At 39.4% G+C, this 15,879-nt stretch carries 14 protein-coding genes and 1 pseudogene; 9 read left to right on the top strand and 6 right to left on the bottom strand.

What is annotated here, in order from left to right:
* The first annotated feature begins 258 nt into the window (after positions 1–258).
* The 3 genes from HT736_RS03290 to HT736_RS03280 are packed head-to-tail and all read left to right on the top strand — an operon-like array spanning position 259 to position 2,878.
* Positions 259–1,317: an AAA family ATPase gene (locus HT736_RS03290; protein ID WP_050208092.1), complete on the top strand. Its 1,059-nt coding sequence runs from the start codon at positions 259–261 to the stop codon at positions 1,315–1,317.
* 9 nt (positions 1,318–1,326) lie between these two features.
* Positions 1,327–2,106, top strand: a complete 780-nt coding sequence (gene pnuC / locus HT736_RS03285; protein WP_172930752.1) for a nicotinamide riboside transporter PnuC — start codon at positions 1,327–1,329, stop codon at positions 2,104–2,106.
* A 1-nt stretch (position 2,107) separates the two neighbouring features.
* On the top strand, positions 2,108–2,878 hold the full coding sequence (locus HT736_RS03280) for an NUDIX hydrolase (protein ID WP_023936782.1): 771 nt from the start codon (positions 2,108–2,110) through the stop codon (positions 2,876–2,878).
* A gap of 73 nt (positions 2,879–2,951) precedes the next feature.
* Here the strand turns inward: HT736_RS03280 and HT736_RS11640 are convergent.
* Positions 2,952–3,181, bottom strand: a pseudogene (locus HT736_RS11640) (hypothetical protein).
* 287 nt (positions 3,182–3,468) lie between these two features.
* On the opposite strand from HT736_RS11640, the gene HT736_RS03275 reads away from it, so the two are divergent.
* A complete protein-coding gene (locus HT736_RS03275) occupies positions 3,469–4,167 on the top strand; it encodes a hypothetical protein (RefSeq protein WP_172930751.1) in 699 nt (232 codons plus the stop codon).
* 70 nt (positions 4,168–4,237) lie between these two features.
* On the opposite strand, the gene dusB is transcribed toward HT736_RS03275, so the two are convergent.
* The gene (dusB, locus tag HT736_RS03270; RefSeq protein WP_172930750.1) at positions 4,238–5,218 is read right to left on the bottom strand and encodes a tRNA dihydrouridine synthase DusB; all 981 of its coding nucleotides are present in this window, start codon (positions 5,216–5,218) and stop codon (positions 4,238–4,240) included.
* Positions 5,205–6,077 carry an Hsp33 family molecular chaperone HslO gene (gene hslO, locus HT736_RS03265; protein ID WP_023936778.1) on the bottom strand — a complete coding sequence of 291 codons (873 nt, stop codon included), beginning with the start codon at positions 6,075–6,077 and terminating at the stop codon, positions 5,205–5,207. The genes dusB and hslO overlap by 14 nt, the downstream gene beginning before the upstream one ends.
* Before the next feature lie 164 nt (positions 6,078–6,241).
* On the opposite strand from hslO, the gene HT736_RS03260 reads away from it, so the two are divergent.
* Positions 6,242–7,669 (top strand): helix-turn-helix domain-containing protein, encoded by a 1,428-nt coding sequence (locus HT736_RS03260; protein ID WP_023936776.1) that lies wholly within the window; start codon positions 6,242–6,244, stop codon positions 7,667–7,669.
* Positions 7,670–7,802: 133 nt separating this feature from the next.
* On the opposite strand, the gene HT736_RS03255 is transcribed toward HT736_RS03260, so the two are convergent.
* The 3 genes from HT736_RS03255 to HT736_RS03245 are packed head-to-tail and all read right to left on the bottom strand — an operon-like array spanning position 7,803 to position 10,932.
* Positions 7,803–9,092 carry a DUF6161 domain-containing protein gene (locus tag HT736_RS03255; protein WP_023934039.1) on the bottom strand — a complete coding sequence of 430 codons (1,290 nt, stop codon included), beginning with the start codon at positions 9,090–9,092 and terminating at the stop codon, positions 7,803–7,805.
* A 9-nt stretch (positions 9,093–9,101) separates the two neighbouring features.
* Entirely contained in the window at positions 9,102–10,088 is a 987-nt protein-coding gene (locus HT736_RS03250; protein WP_023936772.1) for an adenine-specific methyltransferase EcoRI family protein, read from the bottom strand.
* Between the two features lie 4 nt (positions 10,089–10,092).
* Entirely contained in the window at positions 10,093–10,932 is an 840-nt protein-coding gene (locus HT736_RS03245) for an EcoRI family type II restriction endonuclease (protein WP_023934038.1), read from the bottom strand.
* Positions 10,933–11,249: 317 nt separating this feature from the next.
* Here HT736_RS03245 and glpK point away from each other — a divergent pair, with 317 nt between their 5' ends.
* From glpK to HT736_RS03225, 4 genes are all read left to right on the top strand, one after another.
* Complete coding sequence (gene glpK, locus HT736_RS03240; RefSeq protein ID WP_000076800.1) at positions 11,250–12,758, top strand: glycerol kinase GlpK; 1,509 nt, start codon at positions 11,250–11,252, stop codon at positions 12,756–12,758.
* 41 nt (positions 12,759–12,799) lie between these two features.
* The gene (gene glpO, locus HT736_RS03235) at positions 12,800–14,626 is read left to right on the top strand and encodes a type 1 glycerol-3-phosphate oxidase (RefSeq protein WP_172930749.1); all 1,827 of its coding nucleotides are present in this window, start codon (positions 12,800–12,802) and stop codon (positions 14,624–14,626) included.
* 69 nt (positions 14,627–14,695) lie between these two features.
* Complete coding sequence (locus HT736_RS03230; protein ID WP_004255366.1) at positions 14,696–15,400, top strand: MIP/aquaporin family protein; 705 nt, start codon at positions 14,696–14,698, stop codon at positions 15,398–15,400.
* Positions 15,401–15,732: 332 nt separating this feature from the next.
* A complete protein-coding gene (locus tag HT736_RS03225; protein ID WP_000813667.1) occupies positions 15,733–15,864 on the top strand; it encodes a teichoic acid D-Ala incorporation-associated protein DltX in 132 nt (43 codons plus the stop codon).
* Positions 15,865–15,879 lie beyond the last annotated feature (15 nt).

Here is a 15,879-nt window from a genome sequence, read left to right as displayed (position 1 = left end):
CTAATCTTAGCCTTGGCTTTCCAGCTTAACAGCTCCAAGCCTCTTATCAAATGAAATCGAGTGCTAGCTATCAGCTAGTTGAACCATCTAATTTTTAGGAGGGCTGGGTGGCTAACTTCATTATAGAACTTTCACTTGGTTCTCTTTTTCGCAATGTTTTTATAAAAATGATAAAAACTATTGACAAAACAAAAATATAGTTTATAATAAAAACATAGATAATAAAAATATAAAAAACTATAAAAAGGCAATGCGTTTATGAAAAAGAAAACAGCAGTGATATTTGGGACATTTGCTCCGCTTCATCAGGGTCATATCGATCTGATCCAGCGAGCCAAGCGGCAGTGTGACCAGGTCTGGGTTGTCGTTTCAGGCTATGAGGGAGATAGAGGGGAGCAGGTAGGTTTAACGCTTCAAAAAAGATTTCGATATATCCGAGAGGCCTTTGGTGATGACGAGTTGACCTCGGTTTGTAAGTTAGATGAGACCAATCTTCCCCGTTACCCTATGGGTTGGCAGGAGTGGTTGGACAAAATGTTAGCGGAGATTTCTTATGATGAAACCCAACAAGAACTGATCTTCTTTGTGGGAGAAGCAGACTATCAGCAAGAATTATCAAATCGTGGCTTTGAGACTGTCTTGCAAGAAAGAAAGTTTGGTATCTCAGAGACTATGATTCGAGAAAACCCAAGCAAATATTGGAAATATATTGCTCAACCCTTCCGACGTCAGTTTACAAAGAAAGTGTTGATTATGGGAAGTGCTAGCAATGGGAAGACCACTCTGGCAAAGGATTTGGCTAGGTATTACGATGCACCAGTCAGCTTGGAATATGCACGTGAGTACCAGATCAAAAACAATGTCCGCGACGATGAATTGACTCCAAAGGATTACTATTATCTCCTGTTGTGGCAGTATGACCAGACCTCTAAGTTAATTGACAGTAATGCCAATAGGGGACTGGTGATAGCAGACACCAACTCCTTAGTAACCAAGGGCTACTATGATTATTACATGGAGTCAGAGGATCAAGGGGACTTATCGGGAGAGACTTTTGATAATCTCTTTGCCTCGATCTTGGCTAAGGAAAAATGGGACTTGATTTTCTTTGTGCAACCTATTGGCTCCTATGTCAATGACGGATTTAGAGATATGACTATGGCAGAAGACCATATTCGTCATAGTTTTTCCCAGCATTTGGACCAGATGAGGGAGCGCTACTTAGCAAACATTCCACTAGTTTATCTAGCTGAGGATTATCTAGGAAATTATGAAGCAGCAAAAGTGGCTATTGATACCATTTACCAAGCAGATTAGGAGAAACATATGAAAAAACTAACTGAAAAAATCACACAATTTATCGAAAACTTTAAAAATGTTCATGCAGAAGCTCGCAAAATCGGTTTTGCAGGAATCATGCACTTGCTCTGGAAAGATCTCTTTGTCGGTCGTAGCCTCTTCCAGTGGTTGTATCTCATCGCCTTGTTAAGTGTTCCCTTTATCTTGGAATTCACTCAAAATATAGATAGTCATGATTGGTTAAGCTTGTTTGTATCTTGGACTGGGATTGTCTGTGTTATCTTGGTAGCAGAAGGTCGTGCAAGCAATTATCTCTTTGGGGCTATTAACTCTGCTATCTATTTGATTTTGGCCATGGATGCGACTTTTTATGGCGAAGTCTTGACGACCGTTTACTTCTTTGTCATGCAGCCGATTGGCCTCTATGCTTGGCTGTCCAACCGTATTAATGACCAAGGAAAAGCAGAAGAATCTCATTTTGAAGCTAAGAAATTATCTATTTTTGATTGGCTCAAGTACTTGGCCTTGACTGCTATCATTTGGATTGGTATGGGCTTGGCTTATCAAAGTATCCATAGTGCTCGCCCTTTCCGTGATAGTGTTACCGATGCGACCAATGGTGTCGGTCAGCTCTTGATGACCCGTCTCTATCGTGAGCAATGGATTTTCTGGATTGCAACCAATCTCTTTAGTATTTATCTCTGGTGGGGTGAAAATATCCACATCCAAGGGATGTACTGGGTTTACACTCTCAATAGTCTAGTAGGTTGGTACCAATGGACCAAGGCAGTTCGTAAGGAGGCATAAAATGACGGACACGATGATTCCAGCAGGGATGGAAAAAGAATATTTTGAAATTCATGCAAGTCAGGAGGAGTTTTTAGATTGGTACTACAAGCAGGAACTCCCTCAATACGAAAAACCAAGTGTGACGGTGGATATGGTAGCCTACTGCTTTGTTGAAGGAAAAATCAAGCTCTTATTAATTCGCCGCAAGGCTCACCCTTATCAAAATTGTTTGGCTCTGGTTGGAGGATTTATGGACAAGGGCGAAGATGCTGCGCATGCCTGTCAGCGTGAGGTGAGAGAAGAAGTCAATCTCGATCTTCCTTTGGAAAAAATCGAGCAATTGATGACCGTATCGACCCCCGGCCGTGACCCACGGGGCTGGACAGTGACCATTGCCCACTTGGTTTATTTGCCTAGTCGTGTATTAGAACTTGTTCAAGCAGGAGACGATGCCAAGGATGTTGTTTTTGTAGATGTCGATTTTCAGACAGGCAAATGCTACCTAGAGGGAGTGGAGTTGGAGGAACAAGCCTTCGCTTTTGACCATTATGCCATTATTCAAGAGTCTATCAAACGAATCCAAGGCCGTCTCGACTGGAATCCGACCTTCCTTTATCTGTTGGAGGAGGAGTTCACTGTCTACGAAGGGACTGAACTGGTCAATCTCATCAACCCCGGTCGTCCAATCGTCAGCAATAACTTTCTCGTAAAATACGGAGAATATGTAGAAGAAGTTGGACTCAAACGAGTGCCTAAAAAGAAACCAAGAAAAACCTATCGATTGAAATAAAAAACGAGGTCGGGATAAAGTTCCTGACCTCTTTGTTTGCCTTTATTAGTTTGCTTTGCTGTTGCGACTGTTTTTAGGGATAGTTATCTTTCTTAGAATTGCTCAACATGTGAGTAAAAAGTCTTTGTATCGATACTTGAGATATTTTTCGTGTAGGAATAACAAAGCTATATAGAAAATCATAAAGACTGTGGTCAGATAGAAGATATCAAACGAAGTTTTGCCATAGTGAGTTGCGGATTTATAGGAACCAATTGCTCCCAAAATCAACCAAGGAAGATACTTGAAATACTTATTTAGTATAAGAGTGCACTTCCTATATTCTATTTCACTGTTATTATATTCCTTTGCAGCTAAATATGTAAGCGATTAAATAAGAGCGATTTAAAAAATTTTAAACAAAATAGGAATTTTTCTCTGTTTTTTCTATTAGATTACGAATAGAAGAGTAGGAGGAGTAAAGGTGTTTAAATTATGTGAGATTTTTAAAATAGTTTAAATAAATTATTGACATATTTAAATCTAAATGTTACAATTCCATTACAAAAAGATTTCTTTATATTTCTAAAATATTACAAAGGAGTAGAAAAATGAAAAAGAAAACCTATATCAAATTGATGGTAGCAACTGTATTGGCTTCTACCTTGCTACTGGGAGCTTGTGGAAATAAAAAGGAAACAACTCAAGCAAGCAGTTCTGCTAAGATAAGCCAGTCATCAAGCTCTAAAGCAGCCTCTTCTAGCAAAGAAAGCAAGACTCAGAAGTCCTCAACTTCAGCTTCATCTGAAAAGGCCAAGGCATCTACTGATCAATCTTCAGCAACTGCAAGGCCATCACAAGTGGCACCTGCACCAGAGCAAAGACAAGGTCAAGAAGTGTCTAATCAACAGGCAGCTAGTCAACAAACTCCTGCTCAGACTCCTTCAACTCAACAGGCTCCTCAATCCCAGTCTAACCAATCAAGCTATGATCCTACAACTGACCGCAAACTTCAAGACAAACAAGCAGAGCAAAATAAACGCTACAAGGGTGTTTTAACCATGGTAGATGGTGATTTCTCAGCTGCAGCGGGCAATTGGAAGGGAGCAAATGGCGAAACCATCACAGTTTCATCAGGAGGTCAATTCACAGTAGAATCTGCTGATGGAAAGAAAGAAAACTACTCTATCAGAGGCTACTCTTATACTCTTGATGATGGCAAGTATAATGCCAAAATTGGTGGAGGAAAAATCATCCAAATTACAACAGGAGCGGATGGCAAGGTTTCCAGTGTTGCTTTGAGTCAATAATAACCCTTAGTATTTGAATTTTTACAGTCAAAAACCCGTAACCTTTAAGAGAGTTACGGGTTTTGGTCTATTAAGCCTTATCCAATTGCAAGAGGGCTTCAATCTCTGCTAGGGTGCTAGCTTGCGAAATGGCTCCACGGAGTTTGGCAGCGCCAGATGTTCCACGGAGATAGTGAGGAGCGAGGCCACGGAATTCACGAACTGCGACGTTTTCTCCTTTGAGGTTAATCAATCGTTTCAAGTGTTCGTAGGCGATTTTCATCTTATCTTCAAAGGTCAAATCAGGTAGGATTTCTCCTGTTTCAAAGTAATGGTTGATTTGGTTGAAGAGGTAGGGATTTCCCATGGCAGCGCGGCCAATCATAACTGCGTCAGCACCGACTTCTTCGATGCGTTGTTTGGCTTCTTGGATCGTACGGATGTCACCGTTGGCGATGAAGGGAATCTTGGTCAGAGCTTGGGCAACCTTATGAAGGGTCTCAAGGTCTGCGTGACCTGTATACATTTGTTCACGGGTACGGCCATGCATGGCGAGGGCAGAAACACCTGCAGCTTCAGCAGCTAGGGCATTTTCTACTGCAAGAGATGGGTCAGCCCAGCCTGTACGCATTTTGACAGTAAGTGGAATATCAAGGACAGATTGGACCTTGTTGATGATAGAGTAAATCTTATCTGGATCCTTGAGCCACATAGCGCCAGCTTCGTTCTTCACGATTTTATTAACTGGGCAGCCCATGTTGATATCCACGATATCGGTTTTGGTGTTTTTTTGGATGAATTCTGCTGCGCGTGCTAGGCTGTCTTCATCACTACCAAAGAGTTGGATAGAGACAGGGTTTTCGCCTTCGTCAATATGAAGCATGTGCAGGGTTTTTTCGTTGTTGTATTGGATGCCCTTGTCAGAGACCATTTCCATGACAGCGAGTCCAGCTCCGAGCTCTTTTGCGATAGTCCGAAAGGCTGAGTTGGTCACGCCAGCCATGGGTGCTAAAACGGTTCGATTGGGAATCTCAACATTGCCAATCATAAAAGGTGTATTAAGATTTGTCACGAATGAGTTCCTCCAGGTCGTTTTCATCAAAGTTGTAAGTAGTTTGGCAGAATTGACAAGTGATTTCTGCTCCGTGGTCTTCCTCTTTCATTTCCTGTAAGTCTGAGCTTGGAAGGCTGGCAAGAGCATTCATAAAGCGCTCATGGCTACAGTCACATTGGAAACGGATCTCTTCTTCAGAAAGACGCTTGTAGGCCTCGTCACCGTAGATAGCTTTGAGGAGGGCTTCGATATGGTCTTCACTTTCGAGAAGGGTTGAGATAGCTGGCATTTCTTGGATGCGTTTTTCAAAGCGAGCAATCTCTTCTTCCTTGGCTCCCGGCAAGACTTGAACTAGGAAACCACCAGCAACCTTAACCTTGTCTTCTTCGTCCAAAAGGACATTGAGGCCGACTGCAGAAGGGGTTTGTTGGCTTTCTGTTAGGTAGAAAGCAAGGTCTTCCCCAATCTCTCCAGAGATGAGTGGGGTCAAGGAAGTATAAGGATTTCCAATGCCGTAGTCTGTGATAACGAGAAATTGACCATTTCCAACGAAAGGTCCGACTAGAACTTCACCAGTTGCGGTCTTTTTGATGTCAACGCCAGGATTTTGAACATAGCCTTTGACGTTCCCCTTGGTATCAGCAACGGTGATAATGGCTCCTAGAGAGCTAGTTCCCAGTACCTTCACTGTTAGTTTGGTATTTCCTTTTTCATTGGCTGCGAGAATCTGGCTGGCGATAAGAGTTCGACCAAGCGCTACAGTTGAGCTGGCTTGGGTTTGGTGTTTTTCTTGAGCAGTGCGGACGGTTTCTGTGCTATCAAGGACAAAAGCACGAAAGGCTCCGCTTTCTGATATAGTTTTAATAATTTTATCCATAGCTACTATTTTAGCATAAAAATGCCCAAAGGGGGAGCCGTGTGTTTGCTGATTTTTAGGATAATGGACCAGGAAATCAGCATGAAAATAAAAAGAGAAACAGATTATTTCAGCATTTGTAAGATTTATGCTATGCTTAAGGTAGAAAATGAAAGGGGTAACAAATGTATTTAGGAGACTTGATGGAAAAGGCTGAATCTGGCCAATTTTCAATCCTTTCCTTTCTATTACAAGAGTCTCAGACGACCGTCAAGGCTGTAATGGAGGAAACAGGATTTTCAAAAGCAACCCTAACCAAATATGTCACCCTGCTCAATGACAAGGCTTTGGATAGTGGTTTAGATCTGAATATCTCCTTAGAAGATGAAAATCTGCGTCTATCGATCGGTGCAGCTACGAAGGGGAGAGATATTCGGAGCTTGTTTTTGGAGAATGCTGTTAAATACCAGATTGTGGTCTATCTTCTCTACCACCAACAATTTTTAGCCCATCAGCTGGCTCAAGAATTGATGATTAGCGAGGCTACGCTTGGGCGTCACTTGGCTGGTTTAAATCAGATTTTGTCAGAATTTGATTTATCCATCCAAAATGGACGTTGGCGAGGTCCAGAGCATCAGATTCGCTATTTCTATTTCTGTCTTTTCCGCAAGGTCTGGTCTAGTCAGGAGTGGGAAGGTCACATGCAGAAACCAGCGAGAAAGCAGGAAATTGCTACACTAGAAGAAATCTGCGGTGCAAGTTTGTCTTCGGGTCAGAAATTGGACTTGGTTCTCTGGGCTCATATCAGTCAACAACGTCTTCGGGTCAATGCTTGTCAGTTTCAAGTGATAGAAGAGAAAATGCGAGGGTATTTTGACAATATTTTCTACCTTCGTTTGCATCGAAAGGCTCCGTCCTTTTTTGCTGGGCAACACCTCCCTCTCGGAACTGAGGATGGGGAGATGATGATATTCTTCTCTTTCCTCCTATCCCATCGCATTCTTCCTCTTCATACTATGGAGTATATCCTTGGTTTTGGAGGACAGTTGGCAGGTTTACTGACGCAATTGATTCAAGAAATGAAGAAGGAGGAGTTGCTGGGCGGTTATACAGAGGATCATGTTACCTATGAACTCAGTCAGCTTTGTGCTCAAGTCTATCTATACAAGGGCTATATTTTACAGGATCGCTATAAGTACCAGTTAGAGAATCGTCATCCATATTTACTGATGGAACATGATTTTAAAGAGACAGCAGAGGAGATTTTTCATGCTCTGCCTGCTTTTCAACAGGGGACGGATTTGGATAAGAAAATTCTCTGGGAATGGCTCCAGTTGATAGAATATATGGCTGAAAATGGTGGCCAGCATATGCGAATTGGTTTGGATTTGACATCTGGTTTTCTTGTCTTTTCAAGGATGGCAGCCATTTTGAAACGGTATTTGGAATACAACCGTTTTATTACCATTGAAGCCTATGACCGAACTCGGCATTATGATTTGCTGGTTACCAATAATCCGATTCATAAGAAGGAACAGACCCCAGTTTATTATTTAAAAAACGACTTGGATTTGGAAGATTTGGCAGGGATTCGTCAGTTATTGTTTAGTTAAAGAAGATGGCAAAAAAACTCAATTTTAGGAGAAAAAGAAGTAAAATTTTCTGCAATAAAACGCATATTATCGAGTCTTTTCAACACTTGACAATATGCGTTTGTTTGACTTTAAATTCTTTTTGCTCAGCCTTTTATTTTATATTCTTAGACAAAATTGCTAGAATTACCTCGTTATCATTTGTGTTATCTACTTTAATAAGACCTGTATCAATTCTACTAAATAATGAATTAATAATGATTAGTCTTTCCTCTTTATCAATATTTGTACCAGCATAAGTCAAAGATTGATAAAATCTAGTTAAAGCTGCTTTCTGTTTGTATTCGGTGGCTAAATGATGATTTGACATTACGATTTTTACCAGTATTCTAATTATATAGATAAAGAAAGAAATAACAGAAATAAATACGAATGATTCTGAAAGAAAAGGAATTTCTTTGATGATATCTAAAGAATAATTATGTATAACTGTAATTAATTTTGTCGAAGTAAAAATTAAAGCTAGTACAGTTACAATAAGGATGATAGTCCAATTTCTAGCCTGCTTTATATATTCTGTAGCACGTTTATTCCAGAGTTGTTCGGGTGCCTCCAATGATAGTTTATTCTTATAAGTCTCCTCTAAATGTTCAAGTTTATCTTTCTTTTCCTTTTGCCAACGATTTATTGAGCTTTGAAACTCTTTTAATTCTATGGCCTTATCATCAAATTGTTGTTGAATATCATTGTATCTGTTTTCGATAAAAGAGGTAATTTCTTTATATTGTTCATTAGAATTATCAGAAATTTCTTGTAACTTACTGGTTAATGGATATATAATATTTTTTTCAAAGTCGAATATATTTTCCCTAATATTAGAGAACTGTTTTCTAAGTAAATACAGAGCCGGATAGAATTGGTATGGATAAGAGCTTGAAAAATAATTGCCTATAGAACTTATATTCTTAGAGAGATAGATGTAACTTCTTATCGCTTCTGTAAGATTGTCTGTTGTTTGCTCTATATAGAATGAAACAAAACTCTTTATTTTTCGAATTTCTAAATCTTTATCAATAGGTGAATCAATTGATAGTATGTAAACAAGCTTCCCTTGCTCAGTAGTTTCACGACTACTTGACAAGTTATAATAAAGATAGTTATTTATAGTATCCGTATTTAAGTCGTCAATCTCAGAAAGAAATTTCCTTATGCCATTTATCTTATTATTCATGATTTGCCAATTTGAATAATAATTAGATGGTGCTTTTTCTGAAACAATCTTCCAATAGTCAAAATTAGTTTTTATTACTTTTTCAATTTGATCAAAAGTAAACATCGCTTCACGTTCGTTGAAGTTTATAGTATTGTTACTGTTAATTGTAAATCGAAATAAAATTTTATCATCCAAAAAATTAGATATTTGTTTGCTCGTAAAACTCATCATACTACCAGCCTATTTAGTCGTTTGAAACTTCTTATTTTTAATTAATATCCTAAAATAAGTGCTCTTACCATTTATTGATAAATCTTTTCCGTCATCTCCTTTTCGGAATCCAACAATTTCAAATTGATTTGGATTAAACTTATGAAGAAAAGTTATTGGAACTCCCATAACTCCTCGATAATCATAAGGAATATCTACTGTTTTATTGATATTGATACCGTTGTAATTATCGTAGGTTAAATATTGGTCTTCATTATTTTTATACTTTTTGGTAAGAATAATGTCCTCGTGCCTTTTGAAATTATCTAAATTTGTTAGCCATAAACAGTTATTAGGGGAAACAATTCTTTCACCACGTTCATTTATAGTGGTTTCTGTCCCATAGAGTTCATAGTGGTCTGGAACGATAAATCCAGAAATACCACGTCCCATATTTATCCCCATCCAAACTTTATTGTTTTCTATGAGTTTAAAAGTTTCTTTGTAAGTAATAGCATTAATATTGCCAATGATTAAAAATTGTTTATCATATTGAACAACTTGTGCAAGGAAGTCTCTGAAAAGTGAAAATGGTGGATTTGTTACCACTATATCTGCTTCTTTTAATAGTTTCATACTTTCCTCACTGCGGAAATCACCGTCACCTTTAAAAAATGTTACGTCATTTAGACTGGGAATAATGACCTCTTCTTTTTTCCCAGTGTATTCATAGTAAAAGCCATTTGAAATTTCTGAATTTAAGCTAAATAAATCAAATTGTTGTTCGATATAACAGGATGCAATCAGCTTTTTCAAACCAAGTTCATTAAAATTTTGAGCAAAATATCTATAAAAATTGCTAGTTCTGGGGTCATCACAATTGCAAAATATAATTTTGTTTTTGAAATGTACCTTGTAATGATGTAACTCCCTATCTATATCTTGTAGTTGAGTATAGAACTCATCATTTTTATTTTTTTTTGCCTTTCTTAAAAAATCATTTTCGTTTTTTCTCATTATCTTATTCCATACTCCTTGTTAATTGGTTAAAAATATCGCTTCCCAAAACTTTAAGAGACGTCTTAGCAACATCTAACATTATATTAAACATTTCCTGAGGATTCCAGTGACTTCCATCACCAGTTGTATAGATAGAGGTTGCTTGAAGCATTATTGATTTGTCTTTATTTTTTATAAATTTATTTTTGCACAAATTAGTATTGATTGGCATGCCGTAATTGGCAGCAGTTAGTCTGTCTAAGCGGTTTAGTATTCCTGAGTCATGTTCAAGTATAACAGACCGTCCGTCTGGCCGTATTACAGAGATAGTTTGCGTTAAAAAATTAGAACCTTCTAGAAAAATAATATAAGGGAAGTGTTCCTCGGATAGCATAAAATTTGCTATTTCAGCAATATTTTTATGTGAGCGTTCAATAGCATTTCCGGCAGCCATTAAATCTTGGTCGTTGTTTTTTCCTACTAGTTTACCTGATTTAATATTTTCAATATCTTTTCCTTGATGTTTAGCTTCTGTTACTAGAACTACACGCCAACTGCCTGAATCATCTTTTACCTCAATGATACCGCCGTCAGGAATAATACTTGCATTCTGTGTAAATAAAGTTTTTCCTAAATCTTTATCCAGCTTACTAAGATAATGATTAATCTCCTTTTTACTAACTGATTTTCTAAATCTAAACTCTAACATCGGATATAATTCCTCTAGTTTCGATTTTACTAGATGAGAGATAGTGCCTACGGCAATATCATGAGATTTTGCATCTTCTCCGAATATACCTACTACTCCTCTTGAATCTTTATGTTGGTTAGTTAGACGATTAGATTGATTCTTTTTAGCCATAAAATTCTCCCCTTTTTTATATTTTGAGGTGTTTTTAGTTATTAACAATATTATATCACACTATGAATGGGTATTAAATAATTGCATTATGTAAACTTTTCATATCGTAAATCTTAGCAAAAATACTCTTATTAGCTACTTCTTCATTAAAATAGGTTATTAAATCTAACTTTTGAGGCCTTTTTTGTGAAATTCACACAATCTCCTCACATTTTTTAAAAAATTAAAAAAAGTTGATGAACAGGAAAGCGCTTTATTTTGTATACTAGTAAGTGTAAAGAGGGAACACCTCAAGATCTTTATCAGGAGGACAGCACATGTCACAAGAAAAATACATCATGGCCATTGACCAGGGAACTACAAGTTCTCGTGCCATCATTTTCAACAAAAAAGGGGAAAAGGTTAGCTCGAGTCAAAAAGAGTTTACCCAGATTTTCCCTCAGGCAGGTTGGGTAGAGCACAATGCCAATGAAATTTGGAATTCCGTCCAGTCTGTTATTGCTGGAGCTTTCATCGAAAGTGGTGTGAAACCAAGTCAGATTGAGGCAATCGGGATTACCAACCAACGTGAAACAACGGTCGTTTGGGATAAGAAAACAGGACTTCCTATCTACAATGCTATCGTTTGGCAATCACGTCAGACAGCTCCTCTGGCTGAACAGCTGAAAAGCCAAGGTTATGTGGAAAAATTCCATGAAAAGACTGGTTTGATTATTGATGCTTATTTCTCTGCTACCAAGGTTCGTTGGATTTTGGATCATGTAGAGGGCGCTCAAGAGCGAGCAGAAAAAGGGGAATTGCTCTTTGGTACTATCGATACTTGGTTGGTTTGGAAATTGACTGACGGTGCGACTCACGTGACTGACTACTCAAATGCAGCTCGTACCATGCTTTATAACATTAAAGAACTCAAATGGGATGATGAGATTTTGGAAATTCTCAACATTCCGAAGGCTATGCTGCCAGAAGTTCGTTCTAACTCTGAAATCTACGGTAAGACAGCGCCATTCCATTTCTACGGTGGACAAGTGCCAATTTCTGGTATGGCTGGGGACCAACAAGCAGCCCTCTTTGGACAGTTGGCCTTTGAACCTGGTATGGTCAAGAATACTTATGGAACAGGATCTTTCATCATCATGAATACTGGTGAAGAAATGCAGTTGTCTGAAAACAACCTCTTGACAACCATTGGTTACGGAATCAACGGTAAGGTTTATTATGCCTTGGAAGGTTCTATCTTCATCGCAGGAAGTGCTATTCAGTGGCTTCGTGATGGTCTTCGCATGGTTGAAAATTCACCAGAATCTGAAAAATATGCTCGTGATTCTCACAATGATGATGAAGTTTATGTCGTTCCAGCCTTTACAGGACTAGGAGCACCATACTGGAACCAAAATGCTCGCGGTTCTGTCTTTGGTTTGACTCGTGGAACAAGCAAAGAAGACTTTATCAAGGCAACTCTTCAATCAATTGCTTATCAAGTACGTGATATTATTGACACAATGCAGGTGGATGCTCAAACAGCTATTCAAGTATTGAAAGTGGATGGAGGTGCAGCCATGAATAACTTCCTCATGCAGTTCCAAGCTGATATTTTAGGCATTGACATTGCACGCGCTAAAAACTTGGAAACAACAGCTCTAGGAGCAGCCTTCCTAGCAGGTTTGTCAGTAGGTTACTGGAAAAACTTGGATGAGTTGAAACTTTTGAACGAGACAGGAGAACTCTTTGAACCATCGATGAACGAATCGCGCAAGGAACAACTCTACAAGGGCTGGAAGAAGGCTGTGAAAGCAACGCAAGTCTTTGCGGAAGTAGACGACTAATACTGGCAGAATAAAGCGATTTATTTAGAAGGTGTGTAAATATGGAATTTTCAAAGAAAACACGTGAATGGTCAATTAAAAAAATGCAGGAACGCACCCTGGATCTCTTGATTATCGGTGGAGGAATCACAGGGGCTGGTGTAGCCTTGCAGGCGGCAGCTAGCGGTCTTGAGACCGGTTTGATTGAAATGCAGGACTTCGCAGAAGGAACATCCAGCCGTTCAACAAAATTGGTTCACGGCGGTCTTCGCTACCTCAAACAATTCGACGTAGAAGTAGTATCAGATACGGTTTCAGAACGTGCAGTAGTACAACAAATTGCTCCACACATTCCAAAACCAGACCCAATGCTCTTACCAGTTTACGATGAAGATGGAGCGACCTTTAGCCTCTTCCGTCTTAAAGTAGCCATGGACTTGTACGACCTCTTGGCAAGTGTCAACAATACACCAGCTGCTAACAAGGTTTTGAGTAAGAATCAAGTCTTGGAACGCCAGCCAAACTTGAAGAAAGAAGGCTTGGTAGGAGGTGGAGTGTATCTTGACTTCCGTAACAACGATGCGCGTCTCGTGATTGAAAACATCAAACGTGCCAACCAAGACGGTGCCCTCATTGCCAACCACGTGAAGGCAGAAGGCTTCCTCTTTGACGAAAGTGGCAAGATTACAGGTGTTGTAGCTCGTGATCTCTTGACAGACCAAGTATTTGAAATCAAGGCCCGTCTGGTTATTAATACAACAGGTCCTTGGAGTGATAAAGTACGTAATTTGTCTAATAAGGGAACGCAATTCTCACAAATGCGCCCAACTAAGGGAGTTCACTTGGTAGTGGATTCAAGCAAAATCAAGGTTTCACAGCCAGTTTACTTTGACACAGGTTTGGGTGACGGTCGTATGGTCTTTGTTCTCCCACGTGAAAACAAGACTTACTTTGGTACAACTGATACAGACTACACAGGTGATTTGGAGCATCCAAAAGTAACTCAAGAAGATGTAGATTACCTACTTGGTATTGTCAACAACCGCTTCCCAGAAGCGAATATTACAGTTGCTGACATTGAAAGTAGCTGGGCAGGTCTTCGTCCATTGATTGCAGGGAACAGTGCCTCTGACTATAATGGTGGAAATAACGGTACCATCAGTGATGAAAGCTTTGACAACTTGATTGCGACTGTTGAATCTTATCTCTCCAAAGAAAAAACACGTGAAGATGTTGAGTCTGCTGTCAGCAAGCTTGAAAGTAGCACATCTGAGAAACATTTGGATCCATCTGCAGTTTCTCGTGGGTCTAGCTTGGACCGTGATGATAATGGTCTCTTGACTCTTGCTGGTGGTAAAATCACAGACTACCGTAAGATGGCTGAAGGAGCTATGGAGCGCGTGGTTGATATCCTCAAAGCAGAATTTGACCGTAGCTTTAAACTCATCAACTCGAAGACTTACCCTGTTTCAGGTGGAGAATTGAATCCAGCAAATGTGGACTCAGAAATCGAAGCCTTTGCGCAACTTGGAGTTTCACGTGGCTTGGATAGCAAGGAAGCCCATTACCTAGCAAATCTTTACGGTTCAAATGCACCGAAAGTCTTTGCCCTTGCTCACAGCTTGGAACAAGCGCCAGGACTCAGTTTGGCAGATACTTTGTCCCTTCACTATGCAATGCGCAACGAGTTGACTCTTAGCCCGGTTGACTTCCTTCTTCGTCGTACCAACCATATGCTCTTTATGCGTGATAGTTTGGACAGCATCGTTGAGCCAGTTTTGGATGAAATGGGACGATTCTATGACTGGACAGAAGAAGAAAAAGCAACTTACCGTGCTGATGTAAAAGCAGCTCTTGCTAATAATGATTTAGCAGAATTAAAAAATTAAGAAAAAATAAAAGAGGTGGAGGGTAGCAATCCTTGCCGCCCGCCCCTTCTTTTTAATGGAGACAGAAAGATGATGAATGAATTATTTGGAGAATTTTTAGGGACTTTAATCCTGATTCTTCTAGGAAATGGTGTTGTTGCAGGTGTGGTTCTTCCGAAAACCAAGAGCAACAGCTCAGGTTGGATTGTGATTACTATGGGGTGGGGGATTGCAGTTGCGGTTGCTGTCTTTGTATCTGGCAAGCTCAGTCCAGCTCATTTAAACCCAGCTGTGACAATTGGTGTAGCTTTAAAAGGTGACTTGCCTTGGGCTTCCGTTTTGCCTTATATCTTAGCCCAGTTCGCAGGGGCTATGCTCGGTCAGATTTTGGTTTGGTTGCAATTCAAACCTCACTATGAGGCAGAAGAAAATGCAGGAAATATCCTGGCAACCTTCAGTACTGGACCAGCCATCAAAGATACTGTATCAAACTTGATTAGTGAAATCCTAGGAACTTTTGTATTGGTATTAACAATCTTTGCTTTGGGACTTTATGACCTTCAAGCAGGAATCGGAACCTTCGCAGTGGGTACCTTGATTGTCGGTATCGGTCTATCACTAGGTGGGACAACAGGTTATGCCTTGAACCCTGCACGTGACCTTGGACCTCGTATCATGCATAGCATCTTGCCAATTTCAAACAAGGGAGACGGAGATTGGTCTTACGCTTGGATTCCTGTTGTGGGACCTGTTATCGGTGCAGCATTGGCTGTTCTTGTATTTTCCCTTTTCTAGTTTATACTCTTCGAAAATCTCTTCAAACCACGTCAGCGTCGCCTTACCGTACTCAAGTACAGCTTGCGGCTAGCTTCCTAGTTTGCTCTTTGATTTTCATTGAGTATTAGAAAACAATTATTTTGATAGAGCTTGAGATGGAAATCTCAGGCCTTTTTCTTTTGAAATATACATAGAAAAACCGCATAATCCTTAAAATAAGCTGAAATCTATTGAAAACATACGGTAAACAATTGAAAAAATACTATATAAAGTGGTACAATGGTAGAAAAATACTATAGTAAGAGTCTATCTTATTTTACAAAAATTACAGAAATGAATGGTTTTTCTTGATGAAACAGAGAAAAGAATTGTACCTCTTTCTTGGTCGGACAGCCTTGTATTTTCTTATCTTTCTAGGGCTGCTTTACTTCTTTAGCTATCTTGGTCAGGGTCAAGGAAGCTTTATCTATAATGAATTTTAACTTGAAGGAGAATCC

Origin of the sequence: Streptococcus sp. 339 (assembly GCF_013277285.1) — a bacterium.
Taxonomy (GTDB): Bacteria; Bacillota; Bacilli; order Lactobacillales; family Streptococcaceae; genus Streptococcus; species Streptococcus pseudopneumoniae.
The sequence above is the reverse complement of the archived record's forward strand: the minus strand, read 5'-3'. Positions and strand labels throughout refer to the sequence as shown.